This is a genomic window from Sphingomonas sp. (assembly GCF_035998645.1).
Classification (GTDB): Bacteria; Pseudomonadota; Alphaproteobacteria; order Sphingomonadales; family Sphingomonadaceae; genus Sphingomonas.
Genome location: NZ_DASYHL010000003.1, coordinates 196,931 through 221,460, shown reverse-complemented (window position 1 = coordinate 221,460; position 24,530 = coordinate 196,931). Strand labels below are relative to the sequence as shown.

Sequence of the window (24,530 nt, the reverse complement as noted above, 5' to 3'; positions counted from 1 at the left end):
GAAGAATTGCAGAGCCCGACTGCGGTAGATGGAGACCTGACGATGCCGCCTGAAACCCTGACGCCCACGCATCGCGTCTCACATGGTCAACAACTGCTGACCGCAGCTGCCGGAGCGGAAGTACTGATGCTGAGCATTGACCACTCCGTCTATTGCGGGCTTGACGAGATCGCCAGCGATGTGTGGGCCAGGCTGGCGCAGCCCATGACAATTGCCGAGCTGTGCGACTCAATGTGCATGGACTATAGCGGCGAGCGGGATCAAATTTTAGCCGATCTCATCGAGTTGCTTACCGAATTGCGCGCCCATGGGATCATTGATGTCGTCTGATAGCGCTGCGGCGGCACAGGACAGGCTGCTGTTCGGATGGCGTGTCCGCACGGACATCGCACTGCCCGAATGTGCACCCTGGACAGGCGACGCGCGCGCGCCGGACTTGCGGATCACGATTGGGCCGGTGCCGCCACTGTTAACCGATGCGGAGCACCTTTCACCGCTGCTGCAAGTCAACCCGAACCGCGAGGCACGGCTCACGATCGACGGGGTCGCAACCTTCTGGCTGCGATCGGCATGCGAGATCGTCATCGACCCACACATTCACGCCGACAGGCCAGATGTGCGGACATTCCTGTACGGCACGATCCTTGGGCTGCTGTGTCACAACCGGGGCCTGTTCCCGTTGCACGCGTCGTGCGTCGTGGTCGATCGCCGCACCATTGCAGTTTCGGGTGCGTCCGGCGCCGGCAAGTCGACGCTCGCCGCAGCGCTGGTACGGCGCGGGCACAGGATGGTAGCCGACGATATTTGCGCGATCGACCCTTTTGCGACCGGTGGCCCGCTGGTGCGCCCGGCGTTTCCGCGCGCCAAACTTTGGCAGGACTCGTTGAATGCGATCAACGTAGATGCACAGGGGCTCGAAGCCAATCGTTTCGGCCAACAGAAGTACAACCTGCGATTTGCCGACGCCGCGCAATTTCAGGCTGATCCGTTGCCCCTGAATTCGATCTACCTGCTCGAACCGGCTGCTGCGCCGATCATGGGACGCCCGGATATCGAGCGTCTGGCTTTGGTGCGCGCCGCGACGGGGGTACATGAGCACATATACCGTCGGCGGACAGCGTTGCACTGGGGTGGGGCGGCGGAACTGTTCAAGATGGTCGGGCACATCGTCGGGACGGTGCCGGTTCACCGGCTGACGCGCGGTCCCGATCTGGCGACACTGGATGATCTGGTGCGGCGACTTGAAGGGCACGCTTCGCAGTGAACCAGTTACGCCTGCTCGCTTCTTATCCGCGATCGGGCAATACGTGGGTGCGGGCAGTGCTGTCGGGACTGCTGAACGAATATGGTGCAGTCGCGCTCAATGCGCTTGGCGGGGTGGTGGCCGCTGACCGGGCACTGATCGACGAAGCGCTCGAGATCGAGACCTCGGACCTGCTCCCCGAAGAGGAAGCGCGGCTGCGTGCCATGGCGTTTCGCAACTGGCAGCCAACGAGCAGCTTTCCGCTCAAGACCCATGATGCATGGCTGCCGGCACCGGGTGCCGATACCCCGCCCTTCGCGCGAGATCAGATCGCTGCCATTGTCCTGATCGTGCGCGATCCGCGCGACGTCGTGCTTTCGCTCGCGCGCTATTTCGGGCTGGCACTCCCCGACGCAATCGAGGCGCTGGGTCATCCCCGCTTTTCGCTCGGGATCAGCGAGATGGGCCTGCGCCCGCACGTCGCCCAGCTTGTGTCGAGTTGGAGTGACCACGCCCGGAGCTGGCTCGACGCCGACCTGCCGCTCACGCTGGTTCGGTATGAGGACCTGGTTGCCGCACCGCGTGACGGCTTCGCAGCGATCGCGCGCGCCTTCGATATTCCGGCGCCCCCCGACCGGCTGGCGCGTGTCGTCGAGACCACCCGGCTTGATCGGCTCGCGGCGGCGGAGGCGCAGACGGGGTTTCGCGAATCGTCACGCTTTGCACCAAATCGCTTCTTCGGGGCCGGAACTCCCGGGGCATGGCGAGACGTCTTAACCCCGGCCCAGGCAGCGCAGATTGTCCGCGATCACGGTGCAACCATGAATCGGCTGGGCTATATCGAGGATTAGGGGCGGTTGTTCTGCAGCCCCCGATCGGCTAGGCAAATGGCCCGATCAATGGGTGAATGGGGGACAAGCGTGCAAGACGAACGTGCGGTCGAAGCGACTTCGGAAACGGCAAAGGTAGAAGCGCCGACGAAGGATTGGCGCAAGCCGACGGCAGAGTTCGTTCCAGTGCGTGATACGATGAACAGCCCCGGCGGATGGCCAGATGCCGGCATCAACTATTCCTGAGCGCAGGGTCGATCAGAGTCGGATTCAGCTACGCTGAACAAACTCTAGGCGTTTGAGCCCTCGAAGCGCCGCAGGAAGCGACCCGTCGCCACGGCCCGCATCAGCGCCAATCGATAGCTTTGCGCGACGTCGTAACGATCCCAACCGGTGCTCGGCCAATCGCGCAACAGCGCGTGCAGGCGCGGCAGGTCCAGACAAGCGCTGGCGAGTCCACTGCTTTCCAGCCGATCGATTTCAGCGGCGATCTCGGTGCGCGCGGCGTTGACGTGGATCGCCCAGTCGGCGCCCTGCAATCCGGTGCGCGTCTCCAGCCGCACCGCGTCGGGCAATAGCCCAGCCATTGCGCGCCGCACCAGCGACCGGCTCTCACCGTGCAGCAGATATTGTTCGACCGGGATGGCGAGGCAAAATTCTACCACGCGCCGGTCCGCCGTCGGATCGCAGTGAATATAGCCAAAGCGCCGCCGTTCGGCGCGCAATGCCATCGCTGGATCGGTCCGCCGGATGACGGCAAGGCGCGGATCGCCGCCCGGTGCCAGATTAGCAACATTGCCGGCCATGCCTTCCGCCTGATCGATCACGTCAAGCCTCACCGCAAAATCGCGACGTAGCGCCGAGAATTGATGCAATTGATCTTCAGGTCGACCGGCGAGGATTCGGATCCTGCGGCGCAGTCGCGGCGGCAAGGCGGGCAGGATCGCGCGGCTGGCGAGCGCACGCCAGCTATGTCCGTTCCGATGCAGCGCCGACATGTGTTGCGCGAGCCTGACCCACTGCCCTCGCTGCGCCCATCGGGGCAACGCGTCGAGCCCATGATAGCTGATCGACATATTGCCCATGCCCCCGCCCAGCATCACGGTGATCCCACGGTCCTTCGCCGCCAACCCGATTGCATCGACCCAAGCCTGGTTGACCGGGTTCATCGCGGCCATGCCGGCCGTCGCCGCGACGCGATCGAGAATGTCGAACAGCGGTGGACCGCCGTTCGGCACCCGCACATGATCGATATTTGGCTCGGCCCCGGCAACGATCGCGGCCAGCGGCCCTTCGTCGCAAATGCGATGGCTCGGGCCGCTGCCGTCATACCCCGCCGACGGCACTGCAGTGAAGCTGGTAAGGCGCAGACCCTGCGTGGCGAGTTGGCGCGCGGTGAGCAGCGTGACGCTGGAACTGTCGAGTCCCGCGCTCAAGGTACTGCCGACCGCGCTGTGCCCGGCGATACGACAACGGACCGCTTCATCAAGCAGGTTGCGCATCGTTTCGGCATAATCGGCGTCGCGCGGTAGCTCGATTCTTGCGAGTGCTTCGGGCTTCCAGAAGGGGGTCTGTCGATGCCCTTGCTGGTCAAAGTGCGCGACATGCCCCGGTATAACCCGCTCAATCCCTTGATATGCGGTACGGGAATCGCTCTGCGGCAGCAGCGCCAGCCAGCGCGCAACCCAGGTTTCGTCAATCCCGCGCGGGACGTCGGGCTCCGCCAAAAGGCCCTGTGGTTCGGTCGCGAAGCGCAACGCCTCACCGTTACGCCAGTAGAATAGCGGTTGCGCAGCAAAAGGATCGCGCGCCAGCAGCAACCTTTGCGCCGCGCTGTCCCAGACCGCGCACGCGAAGTCACCGATCAGCCGCGCGGCAAAGTTCTCACCCCAGCGGCGATAGGCACGTGCGACGATCTCGGCGGCCGACCGCCCCGTGACGCCGCTGGCATCGTCGAGGCGGCCATGGAACAGCGCGACGACGGCACCATCAATTGCAAGCGTGGCGTCGTCACACACACCCAATGTCGCGCCCGGCGCATCGTGGACGCGACCCTTGCCCGACCCCAAGGCCATCGCCTTCAGAGATCGAGCGAGATCGACTGGCGATCCAATAATGTGCAGCGCGCCTGCGATGGCCAAGACAACGACCTCGAACGGATCAGATCGCCGACCAACTGCCCGAATTGTAGCAGGCCGTCAAAGTCGGGGGCCAATGGTTGCCGCAGTCTACTGCCTGTCTGTAAATACCCCTAGCAAGATTGCCGCAGCTTCGATGCCGCCAGACGCCGCCCCGAGGCCGCGCGAAAGCCGACCTGCCGCTATAGCCAGTTCTTGGCCAGGACCTGCCGTTCAGCAACCGGCCCAGTTCCTGCCATTCGGCTGCCGTAGGGGTCACAAGGCCATTGTTTTCTATGGCTTGCGCTGTCGATCATACGACTTGTTTATCGCATAATCCGACATTTTGCTGCGCCGCTTATCTGAGCTACCTCGAGAGCAACGCGGCGCATTGGACCGTTGTCGCCGCGCCTGCCCTGACGGACAATTCCCCGCGACGGGAGGGACACTCTGTAGGCCATAAAGTCCGTTGGTCGCGACCTTCTGAAGATGGCTATGTTTCATGTCGGCTATGCGTTTCTCAGTATCGGCCCCCTCTGCCAGGCTTCGGATCGCGCCCTCGCGGCTTTCGGCCCCGCTACTTGGGGACGATTCGCGGCATGCTGGCGATTGGTTCGACCGTGATGTTGCGGAACCAAGTTTCGGCGCCTTCTGACTGAAGCTGAATCCGGCCGTGCGTCAGCGGTCGGCGAGACCCGTCCGGCGCGATCGTGGCGATATCCCGGACCTGCGCCACCGGCACCCCATTCACGACATGCACCGCGCGGTCGCCGACCACGTACAGGTCAAGCGTGTTCCACTGTCCGATGGGCAGTTCCTCATCCCGCGCCGCCTCGACATTCCATGTGGGAGTGCCGTTGACCATGTCCACCTCGTGCCCGCCAAGCTGAAAGCGCAGGTGCGGTTCGATCAGTCGCGCGTCATGGGCGGCCGTGGTACGGCCACGAACAGTCTTGCCGACGGCAACCAGCATGCCAGTCGAGCCACGCATGATCTCGAACTCCATCGCGGGCGACCAGGTACCGAACACCGTGCCCGGCTCTCCATGTGTGTGATAGAGAAGGCCGTTGTTTCTCGGCAATGATTTACGGGGTGCGTACGTCTCCTCGCCCCACTTGAACTCGAGACGCAGATGGTAATCGCGGAGGTCGTCGCGGTGGACCAGGCTCCCCCAGGTTTCGCCCTTGATCCAGATTGCCGGCGCACCGTCGATCATGCGCACTGCGAAATCGCCACTCCTGTCGCGGCTGGTGCCGATCGCCAATGCGCCGGGATCGTCGCGATAGGTGACGGCCGGGTCGGGGTAGCCAAGCCAGCTGTCCCAGTCGCTGAGGTCGCGGCCGTTGAACAGGCTGCGGGCCGGGCCGGTGGGCGTGGGTACATCGACAAGTCGGAGTTGTTGCAGCGTAGCGGAGCGGCCGGCACTCACTACGCGTGCACGGTTCAGCGACGTGGCCTCAGGCGTGCTTGCGGGCTCGGGCGCCGGAACGCACGCGGCACATGTCAGGGCCAGCGCGGTCATTGTGACTTTCGGTCCCACAATAAACTCCCCCATTCGCAAATGGTCACCGCGATCGTGGAATCGTCGCCGCACTCAATCCGCGCGCTACCCATTTGGCAGGATGCCCGCTTGCATCCTCTTCAGGCGACGTCACTATGCCGATGTGTTCGAGTCAATACCCACTACCGCGATACGCGATGTCGGATTTCACCTGCTCGGTCGTCTGGGTAGCTGAGGGCGTTCGATCGATGCCGACATTGGCAGAGATGATGGCAAAGGCCCGGCGCGCCGTATTGCGGCAGGGCATCTCAGATCAGGACGCCGACGAATTGGTTCAAGACGCATTTCTTAAAGTGGAACAGTATCAGCAAACGACCATCGGGCGCTCGCAGGAGGCGCTGCTGATCACCGCCGCAGTCAACCTGTCGATTGACCGCCATCGCCGCAACGCGCGCGCGCCCTTCGCGCATCGCGACGATCTGCGCGATATCGCGGACAGCACGCCCGGTCCGGCGGAGATCGTCGAGGAACAGGCACGACTGCGCCATGCTGCGCGCGGCCTGGAACGGCTCCCTGAACGGACTCGACGGATTCTGCTAAGCCGGCGGCTGGACAATATGAGCTATGCCGAGATCGCCAGGGCAGAGCAGATGAGCGTGGCCGCCGTGGAGAAGCAGGTCGCTCGCGCTACACTGCAATTGATGGACTGGATGGCGAGCTGGTGAGCGGAAAACCCCATCCCGCGTCGATCGATGCAGAAGCGGCGGCGTGGGTCGCGCGTCTCCAAGGCGAGCGCACCGACAGTATCGAGCGCGGACTACACGCCTGGCTCGAGGCCGACCCGGCGCATTGCGCTGCCTTCGAGCGCGCAACCGAAATATGGACGCTGCTGCCGGGCGCCGTGCGTTGTATGGACGCAGAACGCCGCATGCACGCGCGCGCGCCGGGCGGCGTCCCAGCTTGGCGGTCGGTAACGCGCCGTTCGGCGCTGGCGCTCGCAGCGTCGGTGCTGGTTGCGTTCGGCGTTGGCACCACTTGGATGTTAGTCGCCCCCGAGCAAGGCTACGCGACCGCGGTCGGCGAGCAGAAGGTCGCCGTGCTGGAGGATGGCAGTCGCATTGCGCTCAATACCAACAGCCGGGTCGACATCGACTTTACGCCGGGAACCCGCACCATCCGCCTCGACCATGGCGAGGCAATGTTCGAAGTTGCTCATAACGCCACGCGGCCTTTCATCGTCACGGCAGGCGACAAGCAGGTGCGCGCGATTGGAACGGTATTCCTAGTCCGGCGCGAGGGTGATTCGGTCACCGTCACGCTGATTGACGGAAAGGTTGCGGTTACCGAGCTGTCGCCCCGGACCGGCACTGCCGCACAGGCAAGCGCTATCCTCGCGCCTGGGGAGCGGTTCACTGCATCGGGCGCGAGACAGCCGGTTATCGACACCGAATCTGCCGAAGTGGCCACTGCCTGGCGGCACGGCCAGGCGATTTTCCGCGATACGCCGATGGCCGAGGCGGTCGCCGAACTGAATCGCTATGGTGGCGCAAAGCTTGTGGTCACGGACCCAAGGCTGGCGGCCCTTCCCATCTCGGGTGTTTTCGCCACGAACGAGACGCGCGATTTCGCCGAGGCAATGGCGGCGCTGCACGGACTTCATGTCCGAAAACAGGGCGAAACGCTTCAAATCGTTCCCTGAACCAACCGATATTGCATTTTTATAACGAAGCGATGTCGGTTTTGCGCTGCAGCATCGTCTACCTTTTCGGAGCGTCATGGGGGTCGCTCCGGATTGGGGGAATTTTGCAGGTGTCCAAACTGACTATCGCAGTGCTTGCCGTCGCCACGAGCGCGCTGACCATTCCCGTCGCTCAGGCACAGGCCCGCTACAGTTTCGACCTTCCATCTCAGTCGCTCGAAATCTCGTTGCGCGCGGTCGCGGCGCGCACCAGCACGAACATCGTCTTTTCGGGCAATGCCGTGCGCAACCACAAGGCAGTGGCACTGCGCGGCGCCCATACGGCACGGTCCGCTTACGAAGCGCTGATCAGCGGTACCGGCCTGTCTCTAACCGTCACTGGTGGCGGTTCCTTCGTCGTTGCCGCCGCGACCGCGCCGGCACGGACGGGGCAAACGGGCGACGGCGCACTTAGTGGGCATGTCACCGGACCCGACGGCACGTCGCCCATCACTGGCGCCCTTGTCCGGATCGTCGAGACCGGTGAGACGACCCGCGTCGACGATTTTGGCAATTTCCGGTTCCCTGCGCTCCGCGCCGGCTCTTACACGCTGGAAATCACCTATCTGGGCTATGCCCCGCTGACCCGCACCGTAACGGTAAGCGGCGGTGATCGCGCCCAGCTTACGCTCGCGCTCGCCGAGGCAATCGACGATAGCGACGCGCCGATCGTCATCTACGGATCGCGCAGCGCTCGCGCCACCGCGCTCAACATCCAACGGACGGCGGAGAACAGCGCCGACGTGATCTCGGCTGACGATCTCGGCAACTTCACCGGCACGACCTTTTCGGAAGCGCTGCGACGCGCGCCCGGCATCTCCTTCGAGCGCAACAGCGTGACGGGCGATGGTACCAACGTGATCGTCCGCGGCATGGAGCCGGACATGAACGCAGTGAAGCTCAATGGGCTTAATCTCCCGGTCGGCAATGGCGTAGGGCGTTCGGCCGACCTGTCCAACCTTCTCGCGGATTCGGTCAGTCGCATCACCATTCACAAGTCGCTGATGCCCAGCCAGGACAGCTCGGGGACCGGCGGCCTGATCGAGATCGAAACGATGTCGCCGCTGGATCGCCCCAAGCGCTATGCCAATCTCCTGGTCGAAGGCGGCGGCATTCCGGAGGATTTCGGTACCGACTTTCTCGCCTCGGGAACGGTGTCGGCCAAGTTGACCGACAATTTCGGCCTCAGCGTCTCGGGCCAATATCGACGTCACAATACGCGCTCGATCGCGTATGACGCGGGCAGCAATGGCGGCCGGATGAACTTCGGGCGCTATCTGCCGGTCGGCCCCGGCGGCGTCCCTGCGCTGACCGAGGAGGCGGTCGATCCGCTCCTGGATTTCCCGTTCGTCGCGGGATCCAATCAATATTATCCCAGCGGCCTGGCGACGAAATTCTATCATAATGAGAATGAGGTGTTCGCGGCGACGCTCTCGGCAGAATGGCGCGTTGGCAACCACACCAACCTGAAGTTCGACGCCCAGCACTCGGAATCGATCAACAGCTTCTTTTCACTCACCGACACCTTCGCCACTGCTGCTGAATATTCGGTCATCCCCGGAGGCACTCCGAACGCCGAGTTGAACCTTGATCTCACGCCCGGCAATCAAGGCATTTTCCGGTCGCAGACCTATTCGTACAATCCCGACTCCAAAAAGGTCACCGACACCTACAGTCTGAACGGCAAGACGCAGCTCGGCGCCTTCGAGATCAAATATCTGGCCGGCTATGCCAAGGGGACCGAACGAAGCCCGCGCAGCTTTACGACCGAGTTGCGCATGGCGGACAGCGATGCGAGCGCGGCGCTGTTCCTGCCCGAAGCGATCGACCCGTCGACCGGCCGGATCGTCACCGGATTCGCGCCGCGCGCGGGGAGTGGCATCCCGTTGCCGCTGTTGAGCACGGCTGGCTGGGCGTTGATCAACGATCCCAGCAATTTCACGATCGACAACGCCAGCGGCCAGATCGACGATGCGATGGGTAGCAACGACCGCTACACCGCGAGCGGCAGCGTCCGCTGGGATGCGAAAGCCGGCCCGCTCTCCTATGTCGAACTTGGCGCCTATTACGAACGGACGTCGTTCCAGAGCGATGTCAGGCGGACGCAAATCGGCGGGAACGTGCCGGCCGAGTCGGTTGGACTCGAATTCGCACCGTCGGGTCTGACGCGCATCGGCATTCGCAATCCGGGCCTGACGGTGATCAGCGAAGCATCGCTGCGCAACTTCGTCGCGAAAATCACGACCCTGGCAGGCACGACCGGTCTGACGCTTAGCCCGATCGCTCCGATCCCTGGCCAAGACGACGAAAACACAAAGGAAACCAACTTCGCCGCCTATCTGCAGAGCAAGCTGCAGTTCGGCAAGCTGGAGGTCATCGGCGGCGTTCGCTACAATCGCACGAAGCTGGCGGCGACCAATCTCAATTTTCCCAGTTATATCGGCCCGATGCTGAACGGCATGATCGGCAACGACACCGATTTTCAGGCGCAATTCTCGAAGCTTGTGACGAACAGCGCCGTGGCTGAGGATTTTCTGCCGCGTATCCTGTTCAATTATCGCGAGAGCGACGACCTGATTTTCCGCGGGGGCTATTTCCTGTCGGTCGCGCGCCCCTCGATCGGCCAGTTGTCGAGCGAGACGCGGATCGCCTTCATCAACTTCCCGATACCCGGGCCCGAAGGCGTCAAGCCGATCCTGCAGATCAACAGCGGCAACCCCGACCTGAAGCCGGCGATCACGCACAATTTCGACCTCAGCGCGGAATATTATTCCGGCGTCGGGATCTTCAAACTGAGCGGCTTCTACAAGCGGACCAATAATCTGCTGCAGACCAACATCACCAATGGCCCGGCGGCACTCGAAGCGGTGACGCTTCCTGATCATCCTTATTTCCAGGGGGCGCCCTATTTCGACCCCGCCAATCCCGGTTCGGTCTTTGTCACCGGTGGCACGCCGGCGAACAGCGACGCCCCCGCGACATTGTGGGGGATCGAAGCGCAGGCCGAACGGCGTTTGGACTTCTTGCCGGGAATATTGAGCGGCTTTGGCGTCTTCCTGAACTACACCTACACGCACAGCTCGCGGACCGACCGGTACAAGTGGAATTACGATCCCGATCCCGACCACGTCTTCGAGTTTCCGGGCCTGGCCTATACCCAGCAGCCCAAGCATTCGGGTACGGCGGCGCTGACCTACAACAAATATGATATCGACGCGACGCTGACCTATGGCTTCCAGTCGCGCTCGCTCGCCCAGCTCCGCCCCCGCGCGCTCAGCGTCTATAACGAAGGCGTGCAGACGCTGGACTTACGCGCTGAATATTATCTCCGCCCGAAATTCGGAAAATTCCGAATCTATATCGAGGGGACCGATCTCCTCAACGGGACCCGTGATCCTGATGTCGAACAGACATTCGGCGGCGAGCGCGGATCGCCCAAGGTGTTCACTCAAGCCACCTATCTTGGCGGCCGCGGTTTCAAGATCGGCGCTTCCGCCAATTTCTGATCGTCCTCGATTCTCGACCGGCCGGTGCAGCTATCGCGCGTCGGCCGGTTCTGTTCTGGAAAGCTTTCCATCATGACTTTGCTCAAGTTTCTGCTCGCTTCGACAGCGGCGGCGCTCATCATCCCGACGGCCACCGCACAGACCGCGCCGAAACAGAAGGCTGGGGTGACAGCAGCCTCCCCAGCAGCGAGCGCACCGATCCCCTATCATACGTTCACCCTGCCCAATGGTCTGCGCGTCGTGGTGCATGAGGATCATTCGGTGCCGAAGGTCGCGGTTGCCGTCTGGTATGGCGTGGGATCGATGAACGAGCCGGCGGGCAAGAGCGGCTTTGCGCATCTGTTCGAACATCTGATGTTCAACGGATCGGAGCACCATGACGACGAATATATGCCGCCGCTGCAGGAGATCGGCGTGTCCGGCGTCAATGGGGCAACGTCGCTCGACCAGACCTATTATTATGAAGTGGTGCCAACCGGCGGGCTCGAGCGCGTGTTGTGGCTCGAAAGCGATCGCATGGGCTATCTGCTCGGCGCGGTGACGCAGGCCAAGCTCGACGAGCAGCGTGGTGTCGTGAAGAACGAGAAGCGCACCTATGAAAACCAGCCCTATTCGATGATCCCGGAAATGCGGGCGCGCGGGCTGTTCCCGGTCAACCACCCCTATTATCATCCGACGATCGGCTCGATGGCCGATCTGGACGCAGCGAAGCTCGACGACGTCAAGGAATGGTTCCGCAGCTATTATGGCGCGACCAATGCCGTGGTGACGATCGCGGGCGACGTGACGCTCGATCAGGCGCGCACGATGGTCACCAAATATTTCGGCAGCGTCCCCGCCGGCCGCCCGGTCTCGCGCGTCCAGGCGTGGGTCCCCACGCTCGATCGCGTGCGCACCGAAGTGGTGCAGGACAATGTCCCCCAGACGGCGTTGTCATGGAGCTGGGCGGTTCCCGGCAATGACGCGCCGGAAAGTGCCGCGTTGCGCATGGCGGCAATGGTGCTGGGGCGCGGGCGGTTGTCGCGCCTCAATCAGGCACTGGTGATCGACCATCCCTATGCCACCAATGTCGACGTCAATTACCAGGGCGCGGCGGTCGCCGGCATGTTCACCATCGACATGCGGCTGAAGCCAGGCGTCGATCGCGCCGAGGCCGAGACGGCGCTCCAGCGCGAGCTCGATCGCTTCATCGCCGGGGGCCCGACGCCAGCGGAGCTCCAGCGCTACAAGACGATCGCCTATGGCGACAATGTCCGCTCACGCGAGTCGCTGTTTATCCGTGCGATGATGCTGTCGGGCGGAATGCTCTTCAACAACGACCCCGGCCGCTACGCCGCCTCCGAAGCGGAGTTTGCCGCGCTGACGTCAGCCAGGGTGCAGGGCGCGGTGCACGCGTGGGTCGCGCGGCCCAATTACCGGCTAACGGTCGAGCCGTTCGGCCAGTATCGCTCGATCCCCGACGGCGCCGATCGCAGCAAGCTGCCCGCGCTCGCCGAAATGAGCTCCTTCACCCTGCCCGAGCGACGCGAGACCAAGCTCTCCAACGGCATGCGCGTCGTCTTCTCGCACAAAAAGGGGACGCCGACGGTCGAGTTGGTTGCGGCCTTCGACGCAGGCGGCGCGGCCGACGTGACCGCCAAGCCCGGGTTGCAGGGCTTCATGCTCGACGTGATGGGCGACGGCACGCAGGCACTGACCGGTAGTCAGTTCGCCGAGCGCAGCGAGATGCTCGGCGCGCGGATTTATGCCTATGGGGACTCTGATACGAGCAATTTCGCGGCCTCGGCGCTGGTGCCCTCGCTCGACGAAACCGTCGCCCTGTGGGCCGACATGATCGAAAGTCCCGGCTTTCGTGACGCTGACCTCGAACGCGACCGCCAGAACGCGCTCAACGGGCTGCAACAGGCCAAGGCCGACCCCGGCAGCATCGCGGCGAACACATACAAATATGCGATGTACGGCCCCGACCATGCCTATGGCACCCGGCTTGCCGGTCGCGCCGACACCATCGCATCGTACAGCCGCGCGGACCTGACCGCCTTCCACACGCGCTGGATCCGCCCCGACAACGGCACGATCTACGCCGCTGGCGACGTCGATTTCGACACGCTGATCGCGACGCTGGAACGGCATATCGGGACCTGGAGGGCACCCGTGATGGCCAAGGGCAGCAAAACGCTCGTCCCGCTGACCGCGCAGACCGCCCCGCGCGTGGTGCTGGTCGACAAGCCCGGTGCGATTCAGTCGGTGATCCGCGTCGGCCAGATCATGCCCAACGGCCTGGATCCAGCCAATTTCGATCTCGAGGCGCTGAACGGCGTACTGGGAGGCGGCTTCACCGCGCGGCTCAACATGAACCTGCGCGAGGCCAAGGGCTGGACCTATGGCGCAGGCAGCGGGATCGGCGGCGGGGTCGGGCCGCAGACCTTTACCGTCAGCACAAGCGTGCAGACCGACCGGACCGCCCCCGCATTGTCGGAAATCGCCAAGGAACTGCACGGGATCACCGGCAAGCAGCCGGTAACGACGCAGGAACTCAATCTGTTCGTGCGCGGCCGGGTGCTGACGCTGCCCGACCAGTTCGAGACGAACAATGCGATGGTCGGGTATCTGCACTGGGTCGATCAGTACGATCGGCCCTATGACTGGCTCACCACCCTTCCCCAGCGCTACGCCGCGCTGACGCCGGAGACACTGGCGAAGACCGCGACGATGCTGAACCCCGATGCGATGACCTGGGTGATCGTTGGAGACCTGTCGAAGATCGAAACGGCGGTTCGCGCGCTCAGCCTCGGCCCGGTTGAAGTGTGGGACTCCGACGGTAAAAGACTGCGCTGAAGCGATGATCCGCCCGCGCCGTTGGGGGCCGTCACTCCTTCAAGCGCCGCGACTAGTACGCTCAGCATCGCTTCGCCACGCCTCCGTCAAGCGTCGCCTTTTCAGGCAGCCGTAGGCAAAGTGCATCCGCGATTCCATCGCATACGGCAGGGCAAATTCCTCTGGCATTCGAAAATTGCGCGTCAATCAGACCCACGCTAGGGTCGTGTTCAGCTTCGCTGAATCAGCACTAGCCTGCTGAAACCGACGCGCGGCCTTGGGGCTGCACAACCAGAATAAGGCGGCAAAGGATGAGATTTCTGATAACCGGCGGCCATGGCATGCTCGGCGGCGATATGGCGCGCGAGATTGCTGCGGTTCCTGGACTGACCGTAGCCAATCCCGGCAAGCATGATCTCGACGTGCGCGATGGCGCAGCGATGCGTGCCGCCGTCGGCCATGCTGAAAATGGCTGGCTCGTTCATTGCGCAGCGATGGTGAATGTCGAGGGGTGCGCGCGAGATCCAGAGGGCGCGCGCGCCACCATAGTGGACGGTACCGTTGAAGCGATAGGCCTGGCAAAAGCGGCAGGTGCGCGGCTGTTCTACCCGCAAACGTTCCTGACCCATGATGGACGGTCGAACCCGATCTCCGAAACTGAGGATCAACGCCCCCTCTCCCTCTATGGGGAGCTCAAGCTGGAAGCCCAGAACCGCATCGAAGATGCTTTTGGTGAGGATGCACTCATTGTCGTGATGGCAGGCTTCTTTGGCGGGGAAGCCGCAGACAAGAATTTTGTAGGACGCATCATTCCCGCCATGCATGCTGCGATCCAGCGGGGAGAGCGCGAGTTCGAGGTAGGAGATCGGGTCTGGCAGCCGACTTGGACGCGTGATCTCGCTCTCAACTCCCTCCATTTGATGCTCGCCGGATGTCGCGGGCGTTACCAGATGGCCTGCCACGGCGAAGCGAGCTTTGCTGAACTCGCGCACGAAATCGTTTGCGCGCTGGGTTGGCAGGACCGGCTGCGTGTAGTGCCGGTCGATGCCGCCAGCGTCGCCGGCAACGAGTTGGGCCGTCGCCCCGATCGCGCGGTATTGAGCTGTGATCGGTTGAAAACAGAACGTCTTGACCTGCAACGCGATTGGCGGGCAACGCTGCATGCCTATCTACGCCACCCCCATTTCGACCAGTTCCGGTTCAGCTGAGAGAGTTTTTTCATGCAAAAGTTGTTTCAGGCGCTGACTGAGCCAGGCTTCATCCCGCTGCGTAACCGGTTGGTTATGTCGGCGATGAGCCGCAGCTTTGCAGACGCCGACCGGTGCCCGACCGAAGAGATGGTTCGCTATTATGAGCGGCGGGCACAGGGCGGGGCAGGTCTCATTCTCACCGAAGGCACAATTATCCACTCCACCGGCGATGGCTGGGTCAACGCCCCCTATATCGCCGAAGACCGCCACGCGCGTGCCTGGCGTCCAGTGATCGATGCGGTTCACGCCGCAGACGGGGCGATCGCCTGCCAGCTCTGGCACATGGGGCGGATTTCGCATGAGGATTTCACCGGCGGACCGCCGGTGAGCGCAACGGCCCGCGCTGCAGCGGGGCACAACCGCCAGAACGACAAGCCGTTCGGAACGCCGCGGGCGCTTGATGCTGCAGAGATGCCGCAGATCTACGCGCAATTCGTTACTGCGGCACAACGTGCGCTCGACGCAGGCTTTGATGCAGTGGAACTTCATATGGGGCATGGCTATCTACCCGACCAGTTCCTGGATGGGCAGGTAAACGACCGCACCGACCAATATGGCGGCTCAGTCGAAAACCGGTGTCGGTTTGCGCTGGAGCTGGTTGAAGCCGTCACCAAGGCTGTGCCCGGACGGCAGGTCATGGCGCGCATTTCTCCCTCGCGTTTCATGGGCGGACTTTATGAATGGCCCGACCTTGACGAGATGATCGGCCATTTAACTCCAGCTCTAAGCGAACTGGGCCTGGGTGGAATTGACGTCAGCTGCGCCAATTCGGACTATTTCGCCACGGCAGGCCGGATGGTGCGCAAAATCCGTCCGCTGTACACCGGCGTTATCGTCTCCGGGGCGTCGCTGACGCCCGAACAGGCGGAGGCGGAGCTGCAAAGCGGGATGGTTGATGCCATCACCTGGGGCCGAGCCTTCATCGCCAATCCCGATCTCGCCGAACGGATCCGCACCGGCGCAGACCTTGTCCCGTTCGACGATTCGATGCGTGCGACCCTGATCTAAGCAGTTCGGTCGTGGGGGAGATCACTGCGTGTTGAGCGGGGTCCAGGGGCGACGTCGCGACAACCTGTTGTTTCTGGCAGTGCTCGCCATCGGCGTGGCCCTGCGCCTCCACGGCATCGCGTTCGGGTTGCCAGCGCTAAACGATCCCGACGAACTCATGTTCGAAATGGGTGCCACCAAGATGCTGACCGGTGGCGCCATGAATCCCGGATGGTTCGGCCATCCGGCGACGACCACGATGTATGTGTTGGCGCTGGTCAACTCCGCGACCTTCGGCGTTGGATGGCTGCTGGGCAGTTTTTCGACGCCGACCGAATACTTGCAGGTGATCTACAAGGATCCATCAATCGTCATCCTCCCGGGGCGACTGGCGATCGCGCTGTTCGCCATGGTGACGATTTGGCAGGTTTGGCGGATGGGGCGCGATCTGGGCGGGCCGATTGCCGGGTTGATCGCCGCGCTTCTGCTCGCCTGCAGTCCGGTTCATGTGACCTATTCACAGATCATTCGATCGGACATGATGGGCACGGTGTTTCTGCTGATGACCATATCGGCAGCGCTGCGCATCGCCCGCGACGGCAAGGCAGCCGACTATCGCTGGGCTGCACTTGCTCTAGCGCTGGCCGTCTCATCAAAATGGCCTTTCGCGATTGCAGGCGCCGCAGTCGCGGGTGCGGTGGCAGTGCGCCTCTTTGAACGGGGGCGGATTGCACGCGCTGACTTGCGCAATTTCGGGGCCTTTCTTGTGCTCGCGCCGATCCTGCTGGTGCTGATCTCGCCCTATTTGGTGCTCGACCATCAAACGGTGCTTCGCAACCTGACCGGAGAAGCCCGCACACAGCATCTGGGCGCAACCGGCGGGGGTTTTCTTGACAATGCCTGGTGGTATCTGAGCGGTCCGCTCCTCAACGGCCTTGGCGCGATCGGACTCGCACTTGCAGGGGCGGGGCTGGTGGTGATGACGCGTACCCGGGCGATCGCATGGGTCGTGCTGCCCGTGCTGGTCGCCCATATTCTGATCATCTGCCTGCATGGCCTGCGTTGGGAGCGCTGGGTATTACCGGTGTTGCCGCTGCTCGCGCTGGCTGCGGGCTTGGCCGGGGCAGCGGGTATCCGAATGGCGCAGGCGCGATGGCCGACCGGGCGTGCAGGTGTCTTGGCCGGAGCGTTGATGTGCGCCGCCACAATCCTGCTGATCCCGTCAGCTTGGACCAAGGCTGCGGCGCGAACCAACGACACCCGCCAGGCGGCAACGCGCTGGGCCGCAACCCACGTACCGCCCGGTAGCGTCGTCATGATCGAGCATTTCGCATTTGATGTCGTAAGCCAGCCCTGGACGGTAATTTTTCCGATGGGTGACGCCGGATGTATCGACGCCAAGGCGATGCTCGACGGAAAGACCGACTATCGCGAGATCGAGGCCGCACGTGGGGCACGTTCGAACGTGGATTACGGCACGGTCGCGCGCTCGCGTCGCGCGACTTGCCGGGCGGATTACGCGATCCTGATGGAAATGGCCCGCTATCAGGACGAGCGCGCGCGCTTTCCCGCCCAAGCCGCCGCCTATGACGCCCTGCTGCGCGACATGAAGATCGAAGCGATCTTCCGTCCCGAGCCGGACAAGCGCGCCGGACCGGTCATGATCGTGCTCAAGGCGAAATCAGCTCCGAACTGAGCCCCCGCCCTATCGCGACGGCGTACAGACGAGGAGCGGGATCTCCGACCCCAGCTGTGGAACCGTTTCGCAGCGATAGCCGAACGCCTCCAGATCCCGGGTCACCTTCTCCGTGCTCATGCGGCCATCGACAAGATGTGGCTCGACCACGATGCGCGGCGAATATCGCGCGAAAAAGTCGCGATCTTCAAAAATGAACGCCTCGCCGCCTTCGATGTCCGCCTTGATGAAGTCGACCGAAGGCAGATTGTAGCGGTCGGCGATGGCTGACAGGGTAAAGGACGGCACGGTCAGGGTTTCGCCGCGTCCCGAACCGACGATCGAGGCAGCGGACGATCCCATGTTGCCTTCCGTCGAAAAGCTGAGCCCGTGATTATCCCGCCACACTGCGCCGAACAGCAGTTCGACGCTTTCGCCGCTGACCGTCTTGTAGAGCGCGAGGTTGCGCTCGACCGCTGCCAAATTCTGCTGATCGGCTTCGACCGCCAGGACGGTCCCCGCGCTTCCGACCTTGTCCTTGAACGCAATTGCGCTGAGCCCGGAATATGCACCCAGGTCGATCGCCACCTGGCCCGGCGAGAGCTGCGCGAAATCCAGATATTGCTGCGTCGTGATGAATGGCTCGGAAAAACTGGGGAAAAACACGGGGATCAGATCGTAGCCGAGCACCTCGTGATAGGAAGGTCGCGAATAGTCGACGATATTCATTCCACCGACCCGTGCAGGCCGAACCGCATCGAAATAATAATCGAATGAATTGATCACATCGAAAACATACAGGATGTGATGTCGCGCCATCCGCAACACATCCTTACCCCGCCGGATTTCAATAAGTCCGCCGGACAGAGATGCGTGCAAGCCTTGACGTTTGGCAGCCAACCGAACGCCCAGCGGGGCTCCCACTGACATGCCAAGTGAGCGCAAGATCTTGTTCTGACGCGCCAGCGCCTTGAGTTTTCCGGACATAGTCTGATGGTCGGATGTCATGCGTTCTTCCGTGTCTACACTACAAAGCTATTACTAACTGGTTTTAAATAAGCGGGAAATGAATACACTTCGCAACGTCAGTCAGTATCAGTGACCGGATACGGCTTCTTCAGATCGCCACGGCCATATATATTGCGGCGCAGTTCATTCAGCGTACTGAGCGACAGCGCCCAGCAAATCGACATGATCATAAGCGGACGAAGGAGCGGCCCAATCGAAATTGTTTGGGAAATCAGAATCGTGGAGTCGGTGAAATACGTGTCGTAAGGGGTTTCCGACAACCTGTCGATTGGGACATCGAACGGGAATGCCAGAATGTAGCACATCACAATCGCCCAAATTCGTCCAAACCCTCTCCACGGCTCCATCAAGACGAACAGGACGAAGAAGATTTGGGTGTACATGCCCGCTTCGGAGCTCACCAGCGCCATCAGCGTACCCAGGGCGATCGCGCGGTGCGGCGTGAAGTCTCCCGGCCGTAGCCAGATCCCAAGCGCGGCGAGCAACAGCAGGAGTTGTGTGATCATGCCAAGCACAGGAAGCAGGACCAGAAGGCGCTCCACCCATAGCGAGCCGATGATCGATGTGAGCGGAAATGACCCCGTTTCCAAAATAGAGATCAAATGCTGATACGTCATCGAATGCCACAGATCGAGTATCTGTCCGGCACCGCCCCCTGAAAACGTCCGAATATTCTTAAGGATAGCGCTTGGTGACCCCGCCCCGTACATCGCCAGCGTAACAAGATAGATCAAAGCGGTCGCCAGCAACGCGCCTTCCACCCAACGCCAGCGCCGCTTCAACAACAGCGCAACGAACGATGCGACCAGGTAAACTTTGAAGTTGATGGCCAAGCCAGCGAAAAACCAGCGCAACCGGGCCGATGACAATAGCGGGCCGGCAGCGAGCAGGACGCATGTATAGGTGATGAGCAGCAGATTGCCGCGCTCCAGTCCGTTGAGCATGGGCATTCCCAGCGCAAGACAGATCGTACGCATCGGAGCGGTTCGGACATCAATCTTGCGGAACGTCTTCCACGTCAGCACCACGTTGAGCACAAAGATGGCGCCCATCACCACAAGGCCGAGCCAGTCGCAATCGCGCGCAGCCAGACCCGCGCTGGGATCGAACGGGCGGAATTGCGGGTAGCAGCGATCTATTCCCAGATAGCGTATGAACACGAAGGAAAGCGGTGGATAAATCGTCGCCCACGTCTCGTACGCATCCGACCGCCGCGCCCAAAAGGCGGTGTTGAACCAATCCGCAAACGTGTCCGAAGGCACGAAAAAGAACGGCGCCGGAAGATATCCATACTGCGCAGCATGGATCGCACAGTAGACAATACCTACTAGTATCACTGCCGCGAGGAAACGCTCGACCCATGTACCAACTGCAACCGATGTGGGCTGGACCAGCATGGCGTTAAGTTACGCCTTGACCGATTCGCGAAACACCAGCCGCTTGAGGACGAAATAGTTCAGGAGCGAAACCGAAACGGTCGCCGCGAGACCGGCCGCATAGGGGGAATGGAACAGTTTCAACCCCACCCAAAGCAGGGCGACGCCGCTAACGTAATTTGCGACGTATGACAGAATATATGAGGACTTGTTAGCCTTCTTATCGGAGAATGTGTAGCGGCTGTACGTAAAGAAGTTGAACACAACTCCGACGACATAACCCAATGCTTGAGCGACGAATGCGTTCAGCCCTAACGCTATTAATGCTGCAAACAGAATGTAAGAAAAGATCAAGTTTGCGACGCCAGCCACGTAGTAGCGAAACAACTCCAACCATTCTTCTTTTCTGCGCCAATCAAACATCGTCAATATCCGTCCGGGAAATTGACCCGTTCCTTCTCAAGTACCAGCGCCTGGTTTCGCGTCCGCTCAGAAATCAGCTTTATCTGCACTCCGATCAGACCGACAAAGAGAAACAGCAGGCAGAACTGCCCCTCGAGCGCGGCTGCAAGCAGCCAAAGCTGCACCGACCGGCCGGCAAAGGCAGCGAACAGAGCCCCGCCAAGACAGAACGCGGTCAGCAGCCCCAGCAGAAAGGCGATGTAAAGCGGCGCCCGAAGAAGGTTCTTCGACGAGCCGGCAAGTCCGTTTAACGCGAAGTCGAGCAGCGTAAAGAAGTTGTTGTTCGAACTCCCGCGCGCGCGCGGCGGCCGACGATATGGAATGGTCTTGATTTCGAACCCGGTCTCGACAAGCAGCCCACGAAAAAAGGGCTCAGGTTCGTTCATCGTGCGGATGGCGTTCACCACCTTGCGATCGTACAAGCCAAAGCCGGTGGCATTGGGAATGGCCTTATAGTCGCCGAAACGATGCTGAAGTTTGTAGGACAGGTTTCTGAAGAAACTGAGCAGCGGACCGGACTTCTCACCCTCCCGTATGCCCAGCACGATCGGCGTGCCCGCGCGCCACAAGCGGACGAATTCGGGAAGTAGTTCAGGCGAGTCCTGAAAGTCGGCGCACATCCCGACAACGGCCTCGCCCCGCGCCGAGAAAATGCCATGGGTCGGTGAACGCATCTGACCAAAGTTGCGGCTGTTGACGATCAGCCGGATACGTGGGTCCCGTGCGCACATCGCGGTCACGACTTCCACCGTCCGGTCGGTCGACTCATTGTCGATGAAGATGATGTCGAACGAGCGCGTCACCGACTCCAATTGCTCGATCACCGCTTGCGCGATACGGGGCGCGTTCTCTTCTTCATTTCGGCAGGGGATGACTACCGAAATTTCCGGCGCGACCATTTCGGCGTCATCAGGCACGTTAGCCATTGTGCGCGACCTTCTTGAACGCGGCCCCGCCCGGGGGCGGTCGCAGGCGATACGCCTCGATTGCGATCCATATGAGCAGGATAGCCAGCGCCAACGCCAGGGCCGGCAACCAGATTTGGCGCTTCGTATCGACATGCGGCTGTTCAAGAACGCGAAGATTGGCGTCAGCTGTCAAGTCCTCGACCGACGTGCCGCGCAGATACCGCACATAATTGTTGTACAGCGCCTTCGCGATCTCGAGGTCGCGTTCGAGCTGGTACAGTCGGCTAGAGTTCTGAATGAGCTCCGCAACGCCTTGATCTTGTGTAGGGGACGTAGACTTCGCGTCGGCGAGTTGCCTGCGCAGCTCTGCGAGCTCTGCGGCGATCTGCTGAACTGTCAAATTGTTCTCGGTAAACACCTGGCGCGCGGTAGCCAGCTGGATTTGCTTGCTCCGGATCGCCGTTTCGAGCTGCGGGATCCGGTCACCAAAAGCGCTCATCGCCGCGCGCGGTTCGGCGTAACGATTGCGCAGGCGGAATGCGTCATAAGCAGCCTGGGCGGTGCCCAACTCAGCGGAAGCGTCCTTCACCAGCTTGGCCAGCACGTTACGCTTGTACGCGGTCTGTCGGCGGCTCACTTCGCCAAGTTCAGCCTGAACCGCCGTCTGATAGGCTGTCACGATCGCCCGCGCCAACTCCGCATCGCGATCCTGCATTTCGATAACGATGATGCCGCCGCGTAGCGAACGTACCTCCACCCGCTTTGACAGGTAGCGTTGCAACGGCACTCGCCCTTCGGTGTTCAGTCGGGTCTTGAGAAGGGGGGTGGCCGCGATGACCTTGTCACGCACGTCGTCACTGTTTCCGATCCGCAGCGCCACTTCCACCGCAGCTTGGTTGCCGAACACACTGCTTAGAGCGCCAAGCTGCCCCAACGTGCCGCTCAAGCCCAGCGCGTCGCGGTCACTCGGTGTGAAGGAACTGCTCGCGAGGTGACGCTCAGGGAAATAGGTGAGAACCAGGAACAGCGCCGCCGCACCGCCCATCAGCAGCGCGCGCCAGTGAAACTTGGATAAGAACCGCAGTTGGGCGACCCGCCCGACAATGCTCAACCGAGGCGTCATTGGATCGAATTCACTGCGGCCGCAGTCACGCCCAACTGGAATACGATTGCCGTGATATCCCTTATCCGCTGCCAGATATCCGTCTTTGACGTGCGAAGCGGGACGAATACCACATCGCCTGGCAGCGCGCGGGCTTTCATCATTCCATTCTTCCGGGTCAGCACGTCGCCATTTGCGCGCACCACGAAGATCCTGCGCGAGTCACCCGCCCGCTGGAGCCCGCCCGCTCGCTCCAGATACTCTCTGAGCATCAGGGGGCGATCCTCGATAAGGAAGGATGCTGGCCGATACACCGCTCCGAACACACCGACCGTGGTCGGACGCGGCGGAATCACCAGGCGATCCTGATGCTCGAGAAGCAGCTCACCCGGCAAAGCCGGGGAATTGGCCTCAATGCTCATCACCACACGTCCATCCGGCTCGCGCTGGCGAAGAAGATCGAGCACCTGCCGCGCACTCGCCATTTCTGCCGCAGCCCGGCTTTCGCTAACCGTGCCGCTGGTCACCAGCGGGGCAGAGGCGAGAGCGAATTCAAGCTGGCGGATCGCTTCGGCAAAACTGTCGCGCTGCTGTTCGCGGACCGATCGGCGCTCCAGCCGAGACCCGAAAACATAGGCGCGCGCGGTGGCGCCGCCTGCGAGCGCCATGACATCCGCCAAAGGCGTGTTCGGCGCGACATAGTAATCGCCAGGATTGTTGACCTCGCCTTCCACCCGCACCAACACCGATTGGCGGGCGATCGGCTGGACCAGCGTTCCCCGGGACAGCACGTGGAGAATGTCGCCGCCCTTGGCGGCATAATCGGCGTAGTCGGACACCGGGATCTCGATCGGACCGCGCCGGATGGTATCGCTTGTACGATACAGAATCATCCGGTCTGGATCGGCCAGGTCATTCCCCCCGCCGGCAAGCGCAAGAGCCTCGGCAAGGCTCTCCCCCGGCTTCAACTCGTAAATCGCCTCTTGCTCGACACTGCCCAACACCGCGACTTGCTGCCCCGCTGGCGGGATAAACAGCACATCCTCGTTCTGCAGGACTTCATCACCGATGCGATTTCCGCCGCGCAGAAGGGTATACAGATCGAAATCACCGACCTCGCGTCCATTCCGATACAGCTTGACCGTACGGAAGCTGCCCCCGGACGCAGGTCCGCCTGCCTGCAAAACGGCGTTGGCCATGGTCGACAGGCTGTTCAGGGTGAAGGCGCCGGGATTGTTGGCGAACCCGGTCACGTAGACCCGAATGCCCCTCAACGATTTGATCGACACACCGACATTGAAAACGCGGTACTCCTGTCCGATCGCGCGGACGACCGTACTGCGCAGGTCGCCATAGCGCACGCCGGCAACGCGAATCGAGCCGACGCTGGGCAGGAAAATATTGCCATTGGTGTCGATTTCGCGCTCGACCGTTCCGCCAACGGAGCCGGTGAGATAAAGCGTCACGGTGTCCCCGACATTGAGCGTGTAGTCGGGCGGAACGGTTGATGTCGCGGGAACTGCAAAATCCCGGCTGCCAGGAAGCAGAAGATTGTGGCCGAACCGCGGGATCGGCCGGTCGGCGACCGTGCTCACATAGCGCTCGAACTCTCCCGGCTCGGGCGGAGGCCGCAGGGCCATGTTCCGGCTCAGCGTGTTATCCTGCTCCCGTGCGCGCCGTTCGATGTTGGGCTCGCTGCTCGCGCTGGCGGGACCCAGAGCCGTCGGTTCGAATACCTGGCCGGCAGGGGATTCGATTTCGCCAGGATTGACGGGCTCGCGAGAGGCTTCGTCCCGGCGATCGTCTTGCGCCTCCCGCGGATCGACAGGAGACCCGAGCGGGATGTTCTGCGCCGCCACTCCGAGTGGATAGCTCAATCCGAGAAGTAGCGGCAGGACGCCACAGATGCGCACCGCGCCGTAACGGAAATTCAAGGGGTACGTCATGCAGTGATATCCGTCAGGGGCACAGGCCGATTCAAGTCCGGTG

General features: G+C 62.1%; 19 protein-coding genes. 11 read left to right on the top strand and 8 right to left on the bottom strand.

Annotation, left to right across the window (positions count from 1 at the left end; genetic code table 11):
* Positions 1 to 42: 42 nt before the first annotated feature.
* From VGN66_RS04975 to VGN66_RS04960, 4 genes are all read left to right on the top strand, one after another.
* Positions 43 to 330: a PqqD family protein gene (locus VGN66_RS04975; protein ID WP_327517754.1), complete on the top strand. Its 288-nt coding sequence runs from the start codon at positions 43 to 45 to the stop codon at positions 328 to 330.
* Entirely contained in the window at positions 320 to 1,264 is a 945-nt protein-coding gene (locus tag VGN66_RS04970) for a hypothetical protein (protein ID WP_327517753.1), read from the top strand. Before VGN66_RS04975 ends, VGN66_RS04970 begins: the two co-directional genes overlap by 11 nt.
* Positions 1,261 to 2,094 (top strand): sulfotransferase domain-containing protein, encoded by an 834-nt coding sequence (locus VGN66_RS04965; RefSeq protein WP_327517752.1) that lies wholly within the window; start codon positions 1,261 to 1,263, stop codon positions 2,092 to 2,094. The genes VGN66_RS04970 and VGN66_RS04965 overlap by 4 nt, the downstream gene beginning before the upstream one ends.
* Before the next feature lie 69 nt (positions 2,095 to 2,163).
* On the top strand, positions 2,164 to 2,319 hold the full coding sequence (locus VGN66_RS04960; protein ID WP_327517751.1) for a hypothetical protein: 156 nt from the start codon (positions 2,164 to 2,166) through the stop codon (positions 2,317 to 2,319).
* Positions 2,320 to 2,363: 44 nt separating this feature from the next.
* On the opposite strand, the gene VGN66_RS04955 is transcribed toward VGN66_RS04960, so the two are convergent.
* Together VGN66_RS04955 and VGN66_RS04950 are read right to left on the bottom strand one after the other, a co-directional pair.
* The gene (locus VGN66_RS04955; RefSeq protein WP_327517750.1) at positions 2,364 to 4,214 is read right to left on the bottom strand and encodes an asparagine synthetase B family protein; all 1,851 of its coding nucleotides are present in this window, start codon (positions 4,212 to 4,214) and stop codon (positions 2,364 to 2,366) included.
* Between the two features lie 553 nt (positions 4,215 to 4,767).
* Positions 4,768 to 5,712, bottom strand: a complete 945-nt coding sequence (locus VGN66_RS04950; RefSeq protein WP_327517749.1) for a DUF1080 domain-containing protein — start codon at positions 5,710 to 5,712, stop codon at positions 4,768 to 4,770.
* Between the two features lie 176 nt (positions 5,713 to 5,888).
* On the opposite strand from VGN66_RS04950, the gene VGN66_RS04945 reads away from it, so the two are divergent.
* The 7 genes from VGN66_RS04945 (at position 5,889) to VGN66_RS04915 (ending at position 17,685) form a co-directional block, all read left to right on the top strand.
* On the top strand, positions 5,889 to 6,416 hold the full coding sequence (locus VGN66_RS04945; RefSeq protein WP_327517748.1) for a sigma-70 family RNA polymerase sigma factor: 528 nt from the start codon (positions 5,889 to 5,891) through the stop codon (positions 6,414 to 6,416).
* Entirely contained in the window at positions 6,413 to 7,390 is a 978-nt protein-coding gene (locus VGN66_RS04940) for a FecR family protein (protein WP_327517747.1), read from the top strand. The genes VGN66_RS04945 and VGN66_RS04940 overlap by 4 nt, the downstream gene beginning before the upstream one ends.
* 110 nt (positions 7,391 to 7,500) lie before the next feature.
* The gene (locus tag VGN66_RS04935; RefSeq protein WP_327517746.1) at positions 7,501 to 10,935 is read left to right on the top strand and encodes a TonB-dependent receptor; all 3,435 of its coding nucleotides are present in this window, start codon (positions 7,501 to 7,503) and stop codon (positions 10,933 to 10,935) included.
* A 72-nt stretch (positions 10,936 to 11,007) separates the two neighbouring features.
* A complete protein-coding gene (locus VGN66_RS04930; protein WP_327517745.1) occupies positions 11,008 to 13,773 on the top strand; it encodes a pitrilysin family protein in 2,766 nt (921 codons plus the stop codon).
* Positions 13,774 to 14,063: 290 nt separating this feature from the next.
* On the top strand, positions 14,064 to 14,960 hold the full coding sequence (locus tag VGN66_RS04925) for an SDR family oxidoreductase (RefSeq protein WP_327517744.1): 897 nt from the start codon (positions 14,064 to 14,066) through the stop codon (positions 14,958 to 14,960).
* A 12-nt stretch (positions 14,961 to 14,972) separates the two neighbouring features.
* The gene (locus VGN66_RS04920) at positions 14,973 to 16,010 is read left to right on the top strand and encodes an alkene reductase (protein WP_327517743.1); all 1,038 of its coding nucleotides are present in this window, start codon (positions 14,973 to 14,975) and stop codon (positions 16,008 to 16,010) included.
* 79 nt (positions 16,011 to 16,089) lie between these two features.
* Positions 16,090 to 17,685, top strand: a complete 1,596-nt coding sequence (locus tag VGN66_RS04915) for a glycosyltransferase family 39 protein (RefSeq protein ID WP_327517742.1) — start codon at positions 16,090 to 16,092, stop codon at positions 17,683 to 17,685.
* Positions 17,686 to 17,694: 9 nt separating this feature from the next.
* On the opposite strand, the gene VGN66_RS04910 is transcribed toward VGN66_RS04915, so the two are convergent.
* From VGN66_RS04910 to VGN66_RS04885, 6 genes are all read right to left on the bottom strand, one after another.
* Complete coding sequence (locus tag VGN66_RS04910; RefSeq protein ID WP_327517741.1) at positions 17,695 to 18,672, bottom strand: FkbM family methyltransferase; 978 nt, start codon at positions 18,670 to 18,672, stop codon at positions 17,695 to 17,697.
* A gap of 77 nt (positions 18,673 to 18,749) precedes the next feature.
* Positions 18,750 to 20,090, bottom strand: a complete 1,341-nt coding sequence (locus VGN66_RS04905; RefSeq protein ID WP_327517740.1) for a hypothetical protein — start codon at positions 20,088 to 20,090, stop codon at positions 18,750 to 18,752.
* 9 nt (positions 20,091 to 20,099) lie between these two features.
* Positions 20,100 to 20,492: a GtrA family protein gene (locus VGN66_RS04900; protein WP_327517739.1), complete on the bottom strand. Its 393-nt coding sequence runs from the start codon at positions 20,490 to 20,492 to the stop codon at positions 20,100 to 20,102.
* A gap of 2 nt (positions 20,493 to 20,494) precedes the next feature.
* Positions 20,495 to 21,457 carry a glycosyltransferase family 2 protein gene (locus tag VGN66_RS04895; protein WP_327517738.1) on the bottom strand — a complete coding sequence of 321 codons (963 nt, stop codon included), beginning with the start codon at positions 21,455 to 21,457 and terminating at the stop codon, positions 20,495 to 20,497.
* The gene (locus VGN66_RS04890) at positions 21,450 to 22,550 is read right to left on the bottom strand and encodes a hypothetical protein (RefSeq protein ID WP_327517737.1); all 1,101 of its coding nucleotides are present in this window, start codon (positions 22,548 to 22,550) and stop codon (positions 21,450 to 21,452) included. Before VGN66_RS04890 ends, VGN66_RS04895 begins: the two co-directional genes overlap by 8 nt.
* Before the next feature lie 8 nt (positions 22,551 to 22,558).
* The gene (locus VGN66_RS04885) at positions 22,559 to 24,487 is read right to left on the bottom strand and encodes an SLBB domain-containing protein (RefSeq protein WP_327517736.1); all 1,929 of its coding nucleotides are present in this window, start codon (positions 24,485 to 24,487) and stop codon (positions 22,559 to 22,561) included.
* Positions 24,488 to 24,530 lie beyond the last annotated feature (43 nt).

What these genes read in the sequence shown, in the direction of transcription:
- VGN66_RS04975 (WP_327517754.1), top strand. Translation starts at nt 43, where the DNA reads ATGCCGCCTGAAACCCTGACGCCCACGCATCGCGTCTCACATGGTCAA.
- VGN66_RS04970 (WP_327517753.1), top strand. Translation starts at nt 320, where the DNA reads ATGTCGTCTGATAGCGCTGCGGCGGCACAGGACAGGCTGCTGTTCGGA.
- VGN66_RS04950 (WP_327517749.1), bottom strand. Translation starts at nt 5,712, where the DNA reads ATGACCGCGCTGGCCCTGACATGTGCCGCGTGCGTTCCGGCGCCCGAG.
- VGN66_RS04945 (WP_327517748.1), top strand. Translation starts at nt 5,889, where the DNA reads ATGTCGGATTTCACCTGCTCGGTCGTCTGGGTAGCTGAGGGCGTTCGA.
- VGN66_RS04930 (WP_327517745.1), top strand. Translation starts at nt 11,008, where the DNA reads ATGACTTTGCTCAAGTTTCTGCTCGCTTCGACAGCGGCGGCGCTCATC.
- VGN66_RS04925 (WP_327517744.1), top strand. Translation starts at nt 14,064, where the DNA reads ATGAGATTTCTGATAACCGGCGGCCATGGCATGCTCGGCGGCGATATG.
- VGN66_RS04920 (WP_327517743.1), top strand. Translation starts at nt 14,973, where the DNA reads ATGCAAAAGTTGTTTCAGGCGCTGACTGAGCCAGGCTTCATCCCGCTG.
- VGN66_RS04910 (WP_327517741.1), bottom strand. Translation starts at nt 18,672, where the DNA reads ATGACATCCGACCATCAGACTATGTCCGGAAAACTCAAGGCGCTGGCG.
- VGN66_RS04905 (WP_327517740.1), bottom strand. Translation starts at nt 20,090, where the DNA reads ATGCTGGTCCAGCCCACATCGGTTGCAGTTGGTACATGGGTCGAGCGT.
- VGN66_RS04900 (WP_327517739.1), bottom strand. Translation starts at nt 20,492, where the DNA reads ATGTTTGATTGGCGCAGAAAAGAAGAATGGTTGGAGTTGTTTCGCTAC.
- VGN66_RS04895 (WP_327517738.1), bottom strand. Translation starts at nt 21,457, where the DNA reads ATGGCTAACGTGCCTGATGACGCCGAAATGGTCGCGCCGGAAATTTCG.
- VGN66_RS04885 (WP_327517736.1), bottom strand. Translation starts at nt 24,487, where the DNA reads ATGACGTACCCCTTGAATTTCCGTTACGGCGCGGTGCGCATCTGTGGC.